The following is a 16,870-nucleotide window of genomic DNA, read 5'->3' as shown; positions in this document are numbered from 1 at the left end:
CTACCTTAGATACATGATACAGGAAGAAACCCCTCTTACCAATGAAGACATCCGGCTCCTCAAAACCGCAGCGAGGATCACCGGCATACGGTGGCTGCTGTTATTACTGTTCACTGCTGTTACCCTGGTACTGGCTTCCCTGTTGCTAATGGCTGCCTGCGGACGACATGCAGTGCTTTATATCCCTGTTTCCGCCGCCTGGGGAATCGTGATGGGCATCTGCTTCTTTATGTGGCGCAGCGCCCTGAAACAGCGGAGCATTATCAGAGCAGGCCTGCAAACCGGGAAAAAACGCCTGCTCCGCATACGGATAAAACTACTTCACGCCACCTCCAAAGGCGAACTTCAGTACATTACCGCCACCAATGAAATTATCGATGTGAAAGCCGCCCTGCCGGATAAAAGCTTCTTTTACGAACAGCGAAACACTTACCACCCGGCAATTATCAGAAGTATCAATGGACTGGCCGGTCAGGAAGTGGTACTGCACGTCAGCAAAGCAGGCAATATCCTCCTGAAAGCAGAATACCCGCATACCTCCTTCCGGGAAAGCACCGCCAGGATCTCTAACGATGACCAACAGCTGATAAAGGAGAAACAATCCACACTGGTAAAACTATTTCTCACCGGCTGTACCGGCCTTGCCCTGATACTATTGCTGGGCGCAATTGCCCGGGGATATTATTCCAACCTGTACATCGTCATTGCTGCCATTTATCTCATCTTCTTTTTACTGGCTACTCCTGCCTATTACGTGTATAACAGCTACTCCCAGGCCGAAAGTAAGATCGTCATCCGGGGTAAGGTAACCGAGATCCTCTCCACCATGCGGCCCAACCGGGGTACGGGCGACGTCTACTACAGGATTGGCGACAGGCTATACCTTGTCAGACCTATCGAGAACCTGGGTACCAGGGTACAGTCCGGCAATGAGGTAGAACTGCATTTTATACGCAAGCGGAACGGACGCCCCGGCAGAATGCTGTACGACATAAAATGCTAACCACTAATAAAAAGTTAGTACCTTTGGAGCACTTAAATGTGATACCATGGATCAGGCAAGTTTTGAAGACTTTAAATGTGAAACCGAGGACCAGACAGGTGGTAAAATCAAGATGGGCTCCTCGGAATGTTCTGCTGCCTTAACAGCAGTGGGCGATGCCCTGTATGTAATAGGCGGGAAATGGAAGTTAAGGATCATCATTGCCCTCTCTGAAGGATTTACCAGGTTCAATGAACTGCAACGCCGGGTAGAAGGCATTTCCGCCAGGGTATTGTCCAACGAACTGAAAGACCTTGAACTGAATGGTTTTCTTGTCCGCACGGTGCAGGTAGCGTCTCCTGTGATAGTGGAGTATAAACTGACGGATTATAGCGATACCCTGAAAAATGTGTTGATTGCGTTACGTGAATGGGGCACCATGCACAAGGCCAATATCAAAAAACGTATGAAGGAAGCTGCACAGGCAGCATCTTAAACACCACATCATCATGTTGTTAACCGACGGTAAATACTATGGCAATACGGTCCACAAGCTTGAGCTGAAGCATTTCAATCTCACGCTGACTGTATATACCTCCGCTACTACCCTGCCCAGACATCATCACGAAAACCCTTATCTCAGCCTGCTGCTGGAAGGCAACTATATCGAAAAGGGCAGCAAAGGGGATACTATGATCGCCGGTGGGCATTCCATCTTCCGGCCCGACGACCATGAACATGCCAATATCTTTGATGACAAGCCGGGAAAGTGCTTCAACCTTGAACTGAAGCATAACATCAGCGACCTGTTTGACCGGCAGCGGAAGGCACACCATACCATGGTGTTCAAACAATCTTTCCTTGATCTCTTCCTGCTGCATTACCGTTTCCTCAAAGGACATACTGCTGATACGCTGGATATGCTGTCTTTCGAGATCGTTACCAGCCTGTTTGAGCAGGATGCCCTTTCGAAGTATGGACAGGCAGCATGGATCAAAACCATCACCGACCGTATCAATGATATGCCCGATGATCAGCACCTGGTGAATGTACTTGCAGCGGAAGTGAATATTCACCCCGTGTACCTGCTGCGAAAGTTCAAGGAAAAAACGGGCCTGCGCCTGTCAGAATATATCACACGGGTACGACTGGAGAAGGCCGCCAACAGCATTGTAGCTGGCCAGGAGAACCTGACCCGTATCGGCTACAGCAGCGGATTCTACGATCAAAGCCATTTCAGTCGCAGTTTCAAGAGCTATTTCGGTGTTTCTCCCCGCGACTTCAACAAAACTGTAAAAGGTTAGTTCTGTACAAGTTTGTCCTTTACGGGAGTGCTTACTTTGTAAGTAAGATCCTGTAAAACATGAAACGTATCATCACATTATTTTTACTCCTTTACCTGGTACCTTCCCTTTCTCCGGCGCAACAAACAAATCTGCTGTGGGAAAAGGCAGGCCGGACATTCATGACCTTTGATCTAAATGGTTCAGCCGCCATTCTGAGGGATATCCTGCGTGATCCAAATACCAATGCCAGCGACAGCGCTAAAGTGTATCGTACCCTGGGCCTACGGGACTGGCAATTCCATCATGATTATGACCTTGCCATCAGGCGTATTGACAGCGCACTGGCTACTCGAGGAAGCGGCAATGCTTCTCTTGTAGCGCTCAGTAATATAGCCGCGGAAGCGCAGCGTTATCCGGCTGCATTAGCGGCAGCCGGTAAGGCGCTGCAGTTTGCCGCTACGCCTGTTGAATACAGGGATGCAGCCATCGCCTATGCCAACACTGTTTATCTTTCTTCAAAAAATAATCAACATCCTGATATCACGCTATTGAACACAGCAGGCAAGCTACTCAGGGAAGTACTGCAAAAGACACCGGGACATCCGCAGGCAGCAAAACTGCTGGTGGGAACAGGCATTCTTAAGAAAGACGGCCGTTTAGTGCTGACTGGATGGAGTGCTTATTTTCATTTCGTAACGGCAGACAGTGCCTATGCGTATCTGAAGGAACCAGCAAGGATATTATCCACGATATTACCACATTGGAAAGACAACAAGCTTTCCGCTAATGAAAGAGAACAGGTAGCCCAGGCGCTGGCTAAATCAGGCCTTTATGAGCATGCGGCACTACTGGCAACACCTTCGCAGCGGGACATTCCCATTTACGCCAGATACCTGCAGGAAATAGGCACGTTAACAGACAACTACTATCGTCAGATTGCTGTACATGCCGCCAATGACAGTCTCTTTGAACGACAGGTCATGACGCTTTGCGCAGGAGTACTGAACGACCTTCATTTATCCGCAGGGAAAGATTCTCTCACATTTGAGAAATTCCTTGAAGTGATGCAACCACGATTTGGTACAATGGGCTTTCTTGGCACTACATCCAGCTTTCATGCAAAAGAGATCTGCCTGGGGCATATTGTCAATATTACCCGTAAGGATGTATTGCAATACGGGTATAAGGCATCGCTTACATTTATTGAGATAGACCTGATGACCTCCAATGGATTCATCAGCTGGCTTTCCAACAAAAGATCCGGCAATGGCGGATGGTCAGTAAATGATACTATTTACAGGGTACGAGAAGCATATATGAGAGAACCTGTGGAAGCCTGGACATTAGTCACCGACAGCACTGTACGCAAAGAGCAGTTATCTATTTTTGAAAAAGCCACTGCCAATGCAGCCACACCCGACACCGCCACACTCCTGAACGGTATCAATATACGCCTGCGCTTAAACGAGATGGACAGCCTGTATGCTACGCTGTACAGACGGGGTTTACGCGGCAGCGATCTGCAATTACAGTTCATGAATACCCTTGAGAGAAAAGAGGAAGATGCTTCCATTTTTGCCCATGAGGGCAGGCATAGTATTGACCAGCTCTATTTTGCAAAAGACTTTGAAAAAGCACCCAGCAGCGAGCGGGAATACCGTGCCAAGCTGTCTGAGATTGTCTGTGCAGACTTTCCCCTGTTCATCTTCGGTAAGCTTGTTTCCACTGTCGGGATTTCAGGCCATGGCATGGCCAACAGGATGATCCTGGAGAATGCCCTGACCTGGATGGGAACACATCAACGGGAGATTAGTGGATATGATACCACGCTCCCTGCTATAAAACAACTGCATCTCCTTTCCGCCAGCCAGATACAAACATGTTTCCGGGAGGCCGACCCATTGAGTAAGCACTAAACCACTTACTCTCTTTTCAGGCTTTTCACCGGATCAGCTACAGCCGCCTTTACTGCGTGGAAACTCACGGTTGCCAATGCAATAGTGGCCACCAGTAAAGCAGCTGTGGCAAACATCCACCAGTTGAGCGTAATGCGGTATGGATAGTTTTCCAGCCACCTGTTTCCTGCATAATATGCTACAGGCATAGCCAGTATCAGCGAGATAATAACGAGCTTCAGAAAATCTTTTGATAAGATAGTAACTACCGAGGCTACTGAAGCGCCCAGTACTTTGCGGATACCAATCTCTTTCGTTCTCTTTTCTGCAGATAGTACTGACAGTCCGAATAAACCGATACAGGAAACGAAGATTGTCAGTATAGCACTCAGCAGGATGATCTGTTTCCACCTGGCTTCTGCATCGTACCGCTGACGGTTTTCAACATCCTTAAATACATATTCATAGGGACTCAACGGAAAGATCTGTTTAAATGTCTTCTCTATGTGAGCCAGTGCAGCCGTCTCACTATTCGGATGTAATTTGATAAAAGTACCGCCGTATTGGTTGGCATACTTCATAGTAAACAGTTGCGGGCCTATCTTCTGCGTCATGTCGCCATAATGATAATCTCTTGTCACTCCTATGACCGTATACTTTTCTCCCTGGAACCAGAAATTCACCTCCTGCCCTATTGCATCGCTCCATCCTGCCTGCTTTACAAAGGCCTCGTTCACTATCACCGAGTGCGCAGAATCGGATGGGAATGCCTTTGAAAAATTACGCCCTTTGATCACTGGGACCTTCAACAGCGGCAAATAATTCTCATCTATTGTTTCGTATACAAAGTCCATCGTAGTTTCTCCGTTCACCTTCGCAGATCTGATCCAGTCACCGCCACTCCTGAAAGTGACATCTGCCACTGCCGGACTTTTCATCAATTCAGCCCTGAGATGTTCTGCTGGCTGACGGGTTATTCCATTATGGCGGACTATTACAAGATGTGTATCATCATATCCCAGCTTTTCATTTGTCAGATAGCTAAACTGCTTGTAAATAGTGATGGTACCAATGATTAAAAAGGACGCAAGTGTGAATTGGAAAACAACCAGTCCCTTTTGCAGATAATTCTTACCAGATAAAGTGAAGCGGTTATACAGCACCTTCACCGGATTATAACCCGACAATATCAGAGAAGGATAAAAACCGGCCAGCAGGCTCGTACCAAGGAACAGCAGAATATATCCTCCTACCAGCTTCGTATCGAACAAATATTCCAGAGCCAGTGCTTTGTTTGCCAGGTCATTGAACACAGGTAATGAGAGTTGCACCATTACAAGCGCCAGGATAAACGCAGTAAAGCTGAGAATAAAAGATTCGCCCATAAACTGCATCATCAGTTGTTTTCTGTCGCCACCTACTACTTTGCGGATACCTATTTCCTTTGCGCGTTTGAGTGAACGCGCGATAGTCAGGTTTACAAAATTGATGCAGGCAATCAGCAAAACAAATAATGCAATACCGGAGAGAATATAGGAGTAAATTGGATCGCTGGCGTTTGTGAGTCCGTTATCTGCCCTGTAATCGCGGCTAAGATGCAGATCCGGCAAAGACTGCAGGTGATATTCAACAGTACCGGCAGGACCATATGTTTCCTCCTGCTTTTTCAAAGCTTCAGCAGCATCCCTTTTATAGAACTGCCTGATCTTTGCTTCAACCTGCGCAGCATCTGTGCCGGGCTGTAACAAGACGAAAGTATTCAGAAAGAAGTTGAACCAATTGTCATCATTAGCCTCCTCTGCTGCCGAGGGCCTTATCGGCATTAAGATCTTAAACTTCAAAGAGGAATTCTGCGGAGATCTTTTCGCAACACCAGTTACGGTATAGGGTTTGAAGTCCTCAGCCGCTCCTTTCATCATAATGGTTTTACCCAGGGCTTCGGTGGTGCCAAATAGTTTCTTTGCCACATCTTCATTGATCACGATTGAATTAGGCTCCCGCAATGCCGTTTGTGGATTACCACTTAACAGGGGAAAAGAAAAAACGGAGAAGAAACTGGAATCTACCCGGTGTATTTCCTGCGACTTAATCTCTGTACCCACTTTCACATCCCGCATATCGCTCTGCACACGTACAAATGTTTTGATCTCCGGAATATTGGCGGTAAAGCGGGGCCCCTGCAAATAACCTGTGTATCCACCCTTGCTGTCCATCTTTCCATCCTTATCATAGGTCTTTATGCCAATACGATAAATGCTGTTCAGCTGCTGGTGAAACCTATCGTAACTGACTTCATCTTTCACATATAAGATGATCAACATTCCGCATGCTAAGCCGATGCTTAGTCCGAGGATATTGATGACAGAATAGACTTTATTACGTAATAGGTTCCTGATGGCGGTTTTGAAGTAGTTTTTGATCATAACAATGAACTTACTGTGCTGACTGGCACAAAAATAATGACAGTTTCATTTACAGATGATTATCAATCAGTTCAGATTGTCCGGCACAGTCATATTGTCCGCTTTTGATACACGGGGTGTCCGCTTTCAACAGGGTCTTAAAATTCTCTTTGTCTGAAGAGGATTACATAAGCAGAAGAAGGCTCCCAAAGTATGGAGCCCCTCTTCTGTTTGACTTAAAATGGAAAAAATTTGCTTGCTTAGTAGTCGCCATTACCATTATCGTCTCCCATTCCTCCATGACCATTGTTGTTATTATCATTTTTCTTACCCGGAACAAGTTTCCAGATCTGACCGGTATTGCCAGAAGGGCCCAGCATGCCGGAAACAGCTATATACAGTTCACCACTCCAATCCTGTCCAAAACCTTTCAGGTAATGCTTCAGATTGTCCGGATAGTTCTTCAGCGTCAGTTCTTCAAAATTCCATAATCCACCGTTTAGGCCACCAGGAGTGGCCATGAACAATTCTGCATCCGCCTTACCTTCTGAGCGGGCAAAGGAACCGAAGATATACTTACCGGAAAGCCATGGCATAGCTTTTCCACGGTATACGTTACCACCTATGATAGTAATAGCGATCCCTCCCTTAGGATTTTCAGCGTTATTCAATTCAATCACCGGATCAATGAGCTTATTACCCAAATTATCCATCGTGGGGCATCCTCCGGGCAATTCCTTTTCATTATCTGCTGCATTAAAACAGTGTGTGCCTTCTTTTACATTCCATCCGTAGTTACCACCTTTAGTTACCACGTCAATTTCTTCATACAATACCTGACCGGCATCACCCAGGTACATCCAGTGTCCGCCACCCATGTCGAAAGAGAAACGATAAGGATTGCGGAAGCCATAAGCCCAGATCTCATCCTTACCTGGCTTACCTACAAACGGATTGTCGGCTGGAATACCATAAGGATCTCCTGAGTTTACATCAAGACGGAGGACATTCCCAAACAGGTTGGCTTCAATATCCTGTCCGTTACCACCCGCGTTTGTTTTATACCAGTCTTCCACGTGACCTGGCGCTACGTCGTCGGCACCACCGCCATCACCAATGGAAATGTACAGGTAACCGTCCCAGCCGAATGCAAGGGTACCACCGTTGTGATTACTCTGTGGATCGTCCAGGTCCAGTAACACCCTTTCTGAGCTCATATTAGCCATATTAGGATTACCGGGGTCTACTTTGAATTCTGCAATGCGACTGAGGTTGTTCCAGCTACCACCGCCTTCAGGACCACCGGGACGTGGAGGCAATGTGTAATAAATGTAGAACTTACCGTTGTTCTTGTAATCCGGATGGAAAGCAAGTCCCAGCAATCCACGTTCATCATAACCGGGGCTCAGGGGTACTAATTTACTGCTCACATCAAGAAAAGGTGTCGGCATTTTAGTTCCGTTGGCATCAACAATCCAGATCTTTCCGATCTGGTCAATAATAAATAGCCGTTTACTGTCGTCTGGCGCTGTTACTACTCCCAATGGAGAGACCAGACCGTCAGCAATGAGTTTTGAATCCACGACATTCGATTGATGGTGGTCATCTTTTTTACATCCCGTGACTACAAGCATGGCGGTTAACAAGGCTACAGTTAAAGGGGCCGCAAAACGGCGCAGGAGCAAACAGTTGGCTCTGGTGGAATTGATCTTCATAAATAATCGATTTTAGATTGTGAATAAATCATCAATTGATTAAGATCATCATTAAGTAATAAGGAGTTCTACGCTAGTTTTTCTTTACCGGCAGGCAGTACAGTTCTCGTGATCGTGCTCATGGATATTGACGTGGTTGGCAAAGAAAAGATATGGTATCACGTTTTAAATAAACGTTGATATTCGGATGATGGTTGCCTGTGGTTGAAAATAAATTTTACGCTTGGGGCCGTCAGTAAAGGGTTTCAGCAGTATTGGATCGGACGTAGCAGATGGGACAGTTACACTCATCTATGCTGAGTAGCTCTTTTTCAGTATGATGTTTTTAGTAGCTCATGAGTGTCGGTGTTTTTTTACGCTAAGTAGCTTCGGTTTCAGTATGGGATGTCGGTCGGCGCCTCTATGGAAAGCTGAAAAAAAGGAGGTTGCATCAAAAGCAATATGATGCAACCTCCTTGTGACTGTTATTCAGATCATCTATTTAGATCATCAGAAAATATATCTCGCACCTACCTGCAACTGCCATCTTGATATCAGGTCTGGGCTGGTGATGAACGTCTGTTTCTGCGAAGGATCAAACTGGTAAATGGCTTTGCCATCACCGTCTTTGCCTGCAAAACCAACAGGTTGATAATAACCGGTGGTGCTTGCATATTTACGTAGTCCCCATTTGCTGCTGATCAGGTTACCGAGATTTACTACGTCGAGGCTTAACTGTATGGTGCTGGTTTTTTCTTTACCGTGGAAGTTAAAGTCCTGCAGTACACGCATATCTATCTGGCTGAACCAGGGCGTGGTGCCAGCGTATTTCGTTGTAAACTGGCCACGGTGTTTACTCAGGTATTTATCCTGACTGATAAATGCTTCCAGTGCAGCCCCCTGTGCAGCAGCATTCTGCGTATTACCATCAGCGTCCAGGAGCGGAGCAAAGTTCATGTTCCTGATCTCTCCTGCTGTAGGCACATACATCAGATCATTAGCGGAAGAACCATCGCTGTTCAGATCACCTCCGTATACATAAGAGAAGCGGTTACCGCTTGTCCAGTTGCTGAAGAATGATACAGTGGTGGCATATTTGCCTTTACAATATTCAAACTTCTTGATACCGGCGAATGTGATACGGTGAGTATTACCATACAGCGAGTGAGAATTCACTGCCTTGTTGGCGTTGCCGAGAACGGGGTTGCGGTCAAATGCATCACCGGAGATCTCTGCGGAGATGGAGCTGGCGTCTTTTGCGATCAGGTAGTTATATCCCAGCATGAAGAAATATCCTTTCCCGAAAGTTTGCTGTGCCTGGAAAGTACCGTTGAAAGAGTAACCTACTTTTACGTTGGTAAATACATACGTAGCTGTATTTCCTTTGTCAGATGCCTGGTAGATGGCACGGTTGTCGCCCGTACCGGAATTCAGTACACCTGTAGGTGTACCCAGACCATAATCGCGCACCATCATCGCGTTGATGTCTTTTGAATAGGCAACATCTCCACTCAGTATGGTACCGGTAGGCAGTTTGTAATCCAGTCCGATATTGGAACGCCAGATCTGCGGCCATTTGAAATTGTGGGCTGTTACGTTGTAATAACCGGTGAACGGATTACCGATGGCATTACCCAGCCATACAAAGGGAAAGCGACCGGTGAAGAGGCCAGTACCACCACGCAGCTGTATGGTCTTATCGCCCCTGATATCCCAGTTAAAACCTAAACGTGGGGACACCAGTACTTTACCGCTTGGCATGCGTGTGTTGTCTATTTGCTGGCCGGGGCCATTCTTTACCGGGTTACCATTTTCATCGAATAGTTTCAGGTCGTCGGTGTTAGGAACAGTAGGTGAACCGGTGATGAAAGTACCGGCGAAGGTACCATCCGGATTAACGTTAGGACTGCTGTAACTGGCCTTGTCTGTGAAATACAGCGCCTTGTCAAAACGCACGCCATAAGTCACCTTGAAATGATCCGTTACACTGAATTCGTCCTGCAGATAAGCAGAGATCTGTCCCACGGTGAGGTAGTACCAGGTCCACTGGTCGGCGGCTACGCGGTTCTTTGCATACGTCACATTAGCGTCGTAGGTTCCTGCGGCCACGTTGGCCAGGAAGTCATTAATGCTCACACCGGAGAATACGGTAAAGCCAAAACCTGTCAGGTTAAAGGAGTTACCGAATTTGAACTGTTCATAGGATGCTCCAATGGTAAGGGTGTGTTTGGGGAGGATGATATTGAAGTTGTCTGTCAACTGCAACGCATCCTGGTTGAGGCGGTTATTAATGGAGAAAGGCTCGTATCCTGCTACTATGTAAGGTACATTGTATTTCGTGATGTTAAATACAGGGAAAGGTGAAGAAAACGGATCACGTTTATCCCTGAAACTGGTGAACACTGCACGGAACTTGTTGGAGTAGGTATCATTGAAGTTAGACTTCAGCTCCAATCCGAAGGAGTGCAGTTTGTTGATCATCTTATATCCTGAGTTACGGAACTGCAGGGTGATGGCGTCTGGTCCACGACGGTTTATCGCGTTAGGGTGTGCCGTTTTTTCCTGCGAGGCATCCAGACCATTGTAAGTGAATGACAGGTTATGTTTGCTGTTGATCACCCAGTCTATTTTTGCCAGCCATTTATAGTTCTTGCGTTCAAGGTCAAAATCCTGGTAAGGACCGGTTACATAACCAAAGCGTTGGGCCAATGCGGCACTGACAGCATTCAGATCTGATTCCAGTACGCGGGAAGTGGTTACATCGCCTGCATTGTTGTTGTTCCGGGCCACATAGGCGCTGGCGCCGTCTTTACGTTGTTCTGTTTCGAAGTTAACGAAATAGTACAGCTTATTCTTTTTGATAGCGCCTCCCAGTGAGAAGCCTCCCTGGAAGTGATCGAGTGTAGGCACTTTCAGTTTTTGTCCGTCGATCTTATCGCCGGAGATAGCATCATTGCGGTAAAAAGCATATACGGTACCACCGAATTTATTGCTACCACTTTTGGTAACAGTATTTATACCGGCGCCGGTAAACCCTGACTGGGTAACATCATACGGAGCGATATTGATCTGGATCTGATCTATCGCATCCAATGAAATAGGCTGCGCGTTTGTTTGTCCGCCGGGAGCCGGTGCATCCAGTCCGAAAGGGTTGTTGAACACAGCTCCATCCAGCGAGAAGTTATTATACTGCCCGTTCCTTCCTGCAAAGGAGATCCCGTTGTAGGTAGGTGAAGCAGAGGGGGTAATACGCAGATAATCATCCGCGGAGCGGGAGATGGTTGGCAATTGCCGGATCTGCACACTACTGATGTTGGTCGATGCCCCCGTACGCTGGTCGTTGAAGATGGTAGAACGACCGCTGATCACCACTTCATTGAGTTTTCCGGCTGCTTCCTGCAGGCGGAGGTCAAGCGCCGTGTTCTGCCCCAGGGTGAGATAGATGCCTGTAGCTGTTTCCGTTGCATAACCGGTAAAGGAAACGGTTACTGTATAGGGGCCACCTACGCGAAGATTGGGTACAACAAAGCTACCATCCGATTTGGTGACCAATCCTTTGTTGATACCGGCATCGGTGAAGGCTACCCTGACGGTAGCACCGGGCAGGGGTTGTCCTGCCTGCGTTCTGACAATACCACTTAATGTGGCGGTAGTCACCTGGGCTTGCACTTTAATGAATAGAAAACAGGTAATGAGTAAGCTTCCTATAAGCTTAGCTAGATTTGGTTGATGCATCTTGGTATAAATTGGGTAAGTAAATTGCTACAATCCATGAACGTAAAGCGCACTGATTATCCCCAACACCACTATACAATTTACTCAAAATTTTGCGCATTTCCCGGGCTTATGCTGCAAAAATTTCAATTGAGAGGGTTCAAAAGTAACATATGTAAGTATGTTTAAAGTGTAAAGTGCAGTGGATTGATGAGAAGTGGGATACAGGGTTTTCCAACCGGGCATGCGTTCATTTGATGTTGCATTGGTATAGTAGATGTTCGGAAGAGATTCGGTACGAATACATACCTTCGCGGAAGGCTACAAACATGTATGCCGTCGCGGCTGACCTAATATCAACGGAAACAGGGCAATTTCCGGCGCAATCGACATTTTGAGACAATATTGCCACCCGACCCCAAAACGGTCTATATCAGGCTTAAAACACCATTCCCGGTCGGTCCGGGTAATATCTCCTATTAAGTCTCGTTCTGATACCGCTCAAACAATGGTTCTCCTATGGGTATCTTACGTTCATCCTACGTTCAAAGACGTAGGATGAACGTAAGATACCCATAGGAGAACCATTGTTTGTATGGCTTCTGAGCGAAGATACATAGAAGGATATCAGGGAATTAACCCCTGGGACTACGGACAATGATCTACTACAGCGGGGCAGCTTTACCGGCTTACCGGCAGCCATACGCTCATATCGCTGCCGCCCCTGTTGGCCCAGGCATAATAGGGAATAAGCCTGACCTTAATTGGCTTTGAGGTAGTATTTAAAGTTTTGTATAATGTATTAGCCCAGTTAGCATGCTGCAACAACCGGGCCTCTCCTTCCAGGGCCATTATTCGCCCATTAGCCAGCTCCATTGCTGTAGGTTGCAGATGAATATTGGCGGGGATGATGATGTCTGTTAATGCCTGATCCTTTGGCAGATCGGTAGATTCTATACAGTAGACCAGTGGACCGCGTTTCACCGCCACCTGGTTACGGGTTTCCTCTACCAGCGGGTTTGATTCCACCAGTGTAGCCGGCATGTCGAGTGTAAGGGAGATCTTATCCCCTGCTTTCCAGCGTTGCTTCACTTTCAGATAGGTACCGGCAACAGGGGTTTCTGTTAGCGGTTTGCCGTTCACCATCACAGTTGCCTGCTGGCACCAGCCGGGAATGCGCAGGAAAAGCGCCATTTCTTTAGCGGGTACTTCCTGCAGAGTGATGGTAATATTTCCGTCCCAGGGATAGTTTGTCTGCTGTTCCAACCTTATCGCAGTACCATCGTTGAGTTTTGTGCGAAGAGTATTGCCTGCATACATGTCAACGTATAATCCTTCCTCGTTAATGCTGTACAGGTAGTTGCTCACTTCTGCAATAGTGCGCACCGTATTCGGCGGACAACAGTTAGATAATGCAATGTAAGGCTGCCTGCCACCCATCCAGCGCAGCTGGTAGGGATAGTTGCGGGAGGCAGCCAGCGGATTGGTATAAAAGAACTTATCACCATCCATGCTGACACCACTCAGGATACTGTTATACAAAGTCAGTTCCACGATATCTGCATAACGCGCATCACCAGTCAATTCCAGCATCCTGCGATTCCATAACAGGTTGCCGATATTGGCGCAGGTTTCATTGTGTGCAGACAGATTAGGCAGCTGGTAATTCTTCCCGTATGCCTGGTGGACCTTCTGTACAGTATCTGGATTGTAGGAGATCCCATCCACAGATACACCGTCATACAATGCACCACATCCTCCGGTGATGTACATTTTCCTGTTGATCACATCATCCCACATCAGGTTGAGCGTATGCAATAAACCCGTATCGCCTGTTTCGGCGTATACATCAGCTACACCGGCAAACAGGTAGTTGGCGCGTACAGCATGGCCAACTACTCTTTTCATATCACGGAAGGGCACTCTGTCGGAGTTGTCGTCTGTTCCTTCTGTCATGCCCCTGATGTCGATCAGTTTTTTGGCAAGGGCTAAGTATTTCTTATCTCCTGTGGTTCTGTACAATTCAATGATGCCCATATAATGCGAAGGACAGATAGCATTACGTGCCTGTTCAGGTGTGGCAGCATTATAAAATCCGATCAGGAAGTCTGTAGCCTTTTTAGCCACTTCCAGTAGGGTTGTTTTACCGGTGGCCCTGTAATGTACGCAGGCAGCGGTCATCAGGTGGCCGAAGTTATAGGCTTCAAAGCTTAGCTTATCGTCAAATATCTTTTGCCTGCCGGTTTGCTTTTGCTCAATGATGGATTTTGTGTAGACATAACCATCCTTGCGCTGCGCTTTGGCGATGACTGCGATTGCCTCGTCCATCATATGGTCCAGGGCAGTATCTCTGGTAACGGCGTATAGTCCGGCAACAGCTTCCAGTGTCTTGTAAAAATCACCGTCGTGAAAGGAAGGACCTTTGAAGGAACCAGTATCCAATCCGGCGGCTATTTCAAAGTTCTTAAACGAATGACAAAGCTCCGCGTTATGATAGGTGTTCCACAGGTGAGGCACCATAGTATTCTTACATACTTCAAAGCGTTCTGCCCAGAAACCTTTAGTCCACTGAACACTACCCATATCCACGCTGTGTAAGCGGGCGTAAGGACTGGCGCTTGTATTAAGTAGTCCCTTCTGTGCGGAAGCATATGCGCTCAGGCTCAAGAGCACGATTATCAGGAATATATTTTTAAGTTGCTGCATCACTTCACTATTTAACTGCCTCATAATTGATAACATAATTCTTTCCTGCCTGCAGGGGTATCTCATACCAGTCTTCTCCCTTGCTTTCTATGCTACCGGCTTTACACACCGGTTTCACCTGGCTGCGAAAGCGTAAGGTACCTGTACCTTCTGCAGTGGTGATATTCATTTCTTTTCTGCTGCAGCGGATGGAGATGTTTCCATTAGGTGTTGGCACCTGGCCTTCCATCCATTCCAAACCGCCTAATACAGGTTGGATATTATAGCTGGCATAACCGGGAGCCGTAGGTTTAACCCCCAGGTAATATTTCCCCAGCAGGTAAATAGGGCTGGCGCCCCAGGCATGGCAAAGGCTTTTGCCAAACTCCCTTCCATACATGGCATAATGTTCAGCACCTTTCTTCGCAGGATTGTATTCTTCCCAAAAGCTGGTAGCACCTAACTTCAGCATGCCACCCCAGTAGTCTTTCATTTCTTTCAGTACATACGACTGTTCACCCATGGCACACAATGCTTCCAACTCGTAGAAGCGCATATAAGGTGTGGTGATATGCTGGATGTTATCATTCAGCAGTACTGATTTCTTTACGGCTTCTTTCTGTTGTTGATTGAAGTAGTCATAGAAGATGGCAAACATATTCGCGTAGCGGGTTACATTTTCTGTTTGCTTCCCTTCTACCCTGCTGTGTACAAGCGCCTGTTTGGTTTCATTCCAGTAGAGATCAAACAGTTTCTTTTTCAGTTCAGTGGCATATTGCCTGTATTTGACTGCATCGGATTTCTCATTGGCGATATCTGCACATAGGGCCATGGCTTCGAGGCTACGACAAAGCAGTAGCTGTTCAAAACTTACGGCTCCCTTTTTACTGAGGCCATCTGCCCAGTCAATGAATATCCAGTCGCCGGGCATACCTTCCATCAGCCCGTCTTTACTTCTTCTGCCGAGGCAATACTCCATCATGGTCTGCATGCGTGGATAGAACTGCCGGATGAAAGTCTGATCGCCGGTATACAGGTAATAGTCATAGATACCCAGGAACCAGTAAAAGGTGTAATCCATGATGGTATTGATATGACTGGTTACGGGATCTTTTCCTCTCAATGCCAGCATTGTTCTGGATACAGTGTTGCTATCAAAGAACAGGTAGTAGTTCATCAGGTAACTCTGATAAGCATCGCCGCTCCAGATCCAGCGGTCACGTTTGATACCATCTATGAAGAACTCTCTTGTATTCAGGTGGAAGGTATATTTCGCCACGTCGTATATCCTGTTGATCTCTTCATCAGAGCAACGGAAACTGCCTTTCTCTTTTACATCTGCATGTTCGTATAACATGGATACGGAGTCTATCTGGATGCTGCCGTCTGTTACCATGTTCACATAACGGAATGCCTTGGAGAGCGGCATGATGGAATCCTTCTTAACCGGTTGCTGAAAGGCAAGCCGGTCTAAGGTGATGGCGCCTTTTTCACTCAGGGCTTCTTCTTTGCTTTCACCATAGTAGAGCGTAATGTTACCCTTGCCTTTTATACCATGCAGACGAATGAAGCCAAAGGTTTCCCTGCCAAAATCAATGAGTGTAGCGGCGTTATTCTTTGCCACACTAACAGCGCTTTGTGGTGTAAGGGGTAGTTTGCAGGCGGAAGGAGGATTCGTTATATCATTAAAATTCCAGCTACCGGCATTGAGCCATCTGGTAGCGGAGATATCAGAGGTCTTACCTGTTTCATCTATCCATTCTTTATCTTCAAAAGTGACTAACCAACTGGCATCGGAGACAATCGTTTTTCCGGCAACATAAACGGCGGGTACACTTGCCTGGTTGAATACTTTTATATTGATCCGGTGTTTACCAGCGGGCACTGTTATTTTAGCGGGCATGCCTTCGAGGGGCTCTCCGTCTATCTTTACGTTATAGATCCCTTCAGTGTGAATGCTCACTTCTTCAGGAGCTGTCAGCGCAAAGTCCTTATGAAAATCTATCAAGGGGTAATGGCTGTCAAACTTCCAGAAGACGGGGAAAAAGGTGCCTCTGTCGGTACGACGGTTCTGCATCTGGTTACTCAGCCAGATCTCAAAGTCGCCGGGATACCAAATCCACGTGGGCTTTGATTGTGCCAGTGTATACTGGTACAGGGAGAGTAACACCATTAGCAGCGGGCAAACTTTTAAAGCAATGTTTTTCATGAT

At 46.9% G+C, this 16,870-nt stretch carries 9 protein-coding genes; 4 read left to right on the top strand and 5 right to left on the bottom strand.

The window, feature by feature from the left end:
• The first annotated feature begins 13 nt into the window (after positions 1–13).
• From BLR32_RS28590 to BLR32_RS28575, 4 genes are read left to right on the top strand one after another with little or no spacing between them, the layout of a single operon-like run.
• On the top strand, positions 14–1,003 hold the full coding sequence (locus tag BLR32_RS28590; RefSeq protein ID WP_089837126.1) for a hypothetical protein: 990 nt from the start codon (positions 14–16) through the stop codon (positions 1,001–1,003).
• Between the two features lie 46 nt (positions 1,004–1,049).
• On the top strand, positions 1,050–1,478 hold the full coding sequence (locus BLR32_RS28585) for a winged helix-turn-helix transcriptional regulator (RefSeq protein WP_317042850.1): 429 nt from the start codon (positions 1,050–1,052) through the stop codon (positions 1,476–1,478).
• 13 nt (positions 1,479–1,491) lie between these two features.
• On the top strand, positions 1,492–2,286 hold the full coding sequence (locus BLR32_RS28580; RefSeq protein WP_089837124.1) for a helix-turn-helix transcriptional regulator: 795 nt from the start codon (positions 1,492–1,494) through the stop codon (positions 2,284–2,286).
• Between the two features lie 59 nt (positions 2,287–2,345).
• Complete coding sequence (locus tag BLR32_RS28575) at positions 2,346–4,184, top strand: hypothetical protein (protein ID WP_089837122.1); 1,839 nt, start codon at positions 2,346–2,348, stop codon at positions 4,182–4,184.
• Positions 4,185–4,189: 5 nt separating this feature from the next.
• Here the strand turns inward: BLR32_RS28575 and BLR32_RS28570 are convergent, their stop codons facing one another.
• From BLR32_RS28570 to BLR32_RS28550, 5 genes are all read right to left on the bottom strand, one after another.
• On the bottom strand, positions 4,190–6,586 hold the full coding sequence (locus tag BLR32_RS28570; protein ID WP_089837120.1) for an ABC transporter permease: 2,397 nt from the start codon (positions 6,584–6,586) through the stop codon (positions 4,190–4,192).
• Between the two features lie 239 nt (positions 6,587–6,825).
• Entirely contained in the window at positions 6,826–8,280 is a 1,455-nt protein-coding gene (locus tag BLR32_RS28565; protein ID WP_089837118.1) for a PQQ-dependent sugar dehydrogenase, read from the bottom strand.
• Between the two features lie 489 nt (positions 8,281–8,769).
• Positions 8,770–11,994, bottom strand: a complete 3,225-nt coding sequence (locus tag BLR32_RS28560; RefSeq protein ID WP_089837116.1) for a TonB-dependent receptor — start codon at positions 11,992–11,994, stop codon at positions 8,770–8,772.
• Between the two features lie 660 nt (positions 11,995–12,654).
• Complete coding sequence (locus BLR32_RS28555; protein ID WP_089837265.1) at positions 12,655–14,679, bottom strand: aceric acid hydrolase; 2,025 nt, start codon at positions 14,677–14,679, stop codon at positions 12,655–12,657.
• 7 nt (positions 14,680–14,686) lie between these two features.
• A complete protein-coding gene (locus tag BLR32_RS28550; protein WP_089837114.1) occupies positions 14,687–16,867 on the bottom strand; it encodes an alpha-L-rhamnosidase-related protein in 2,181 nt (726 codons plus the stop codon).
• Positions 16,868–16,870 lie beyond the last annotated feature (3 nt).

The organism is Chitinophaga filiformis, from assembly GCF_900102545.1.
GTDB lineage: Bacteria > Bacteroidota > Bacteroidia > Chitinophagales > Chitinophagaceae > Chitinophaga > Chitinophaga filiformis.
The sequence above is the reverse complement of the archived record's forward strand: the minus strand, read 5'-3'. Positions and strand labels throughout refer to the sequence as shown.

Excerpts from the sequence above, each read along its gene's own strand:
- BLR32_RS28575 (WP_089837122.1), top strand. The coding sequence starts at position 2,346 with ATGAAACGTATCATCACATTATTTTTACTCCTTTACCTGGTACCTTCC.
- BLR32_RS28550 (WP_089837114.1), bottom strand. The coding sequence starts at position 16,867 with ATGAAAAACATTGCTTTAAAAGTTTGCCCGCTGCTAATGGTGTTACTC.
- BLR32_RS28580 (WP_089837124.1), top strand. The coding sequence starts at position 1,492 with ATGTTGTTAACCGACGGTAAATACTATGGCAATACGGTCCACAAGCTT.
- BLR32_RS28565 (WP_089837118.1), bottom strand. The coding sequence starts at position 8,280 with ATGAAGATCAATTCCACCAGAGCCAACTGTTTGCTCCTGCGCCGTTTT.
- BLR32_RS28560 (WP_089837116.1), bottom strand. The coding sequence starts at position 11,994 with ATGCATCAACCAAATCTAGCTAAGCTTATAGGAAGCTTACTCATTACC.
- BLR32_RS28590 (WP_089837126.1), top strand. The coding sequence starts at position 14 with ATGATACAGGAAGAAACCCCTCTTACCAATGAAGACATCCGGCTCCTC.
- BLR32_RS28585 (WP_317042850.1), top strand. The coding sequence starts at position 1,050 with ATGGATCAGGCAAGTTTTGAAGACTTTAAATGTGAAACCGAGGACCAG.
- BLR32_RS28570 (WP_089837120.1), bottom strand. The coding sequence starts at position 6,586 with ATGATCAAAAACTACTTCAAAACCGCCATCAGGAACCTATTACGTAAT.
- BLR32_RS28555 (WP_089837265.1), bottom strand. The coding sequence starts at position 14,679 with ATGCAGCAACTTAAAAATATATTCCTGATAATCGTGCTCTTGAGCCTG.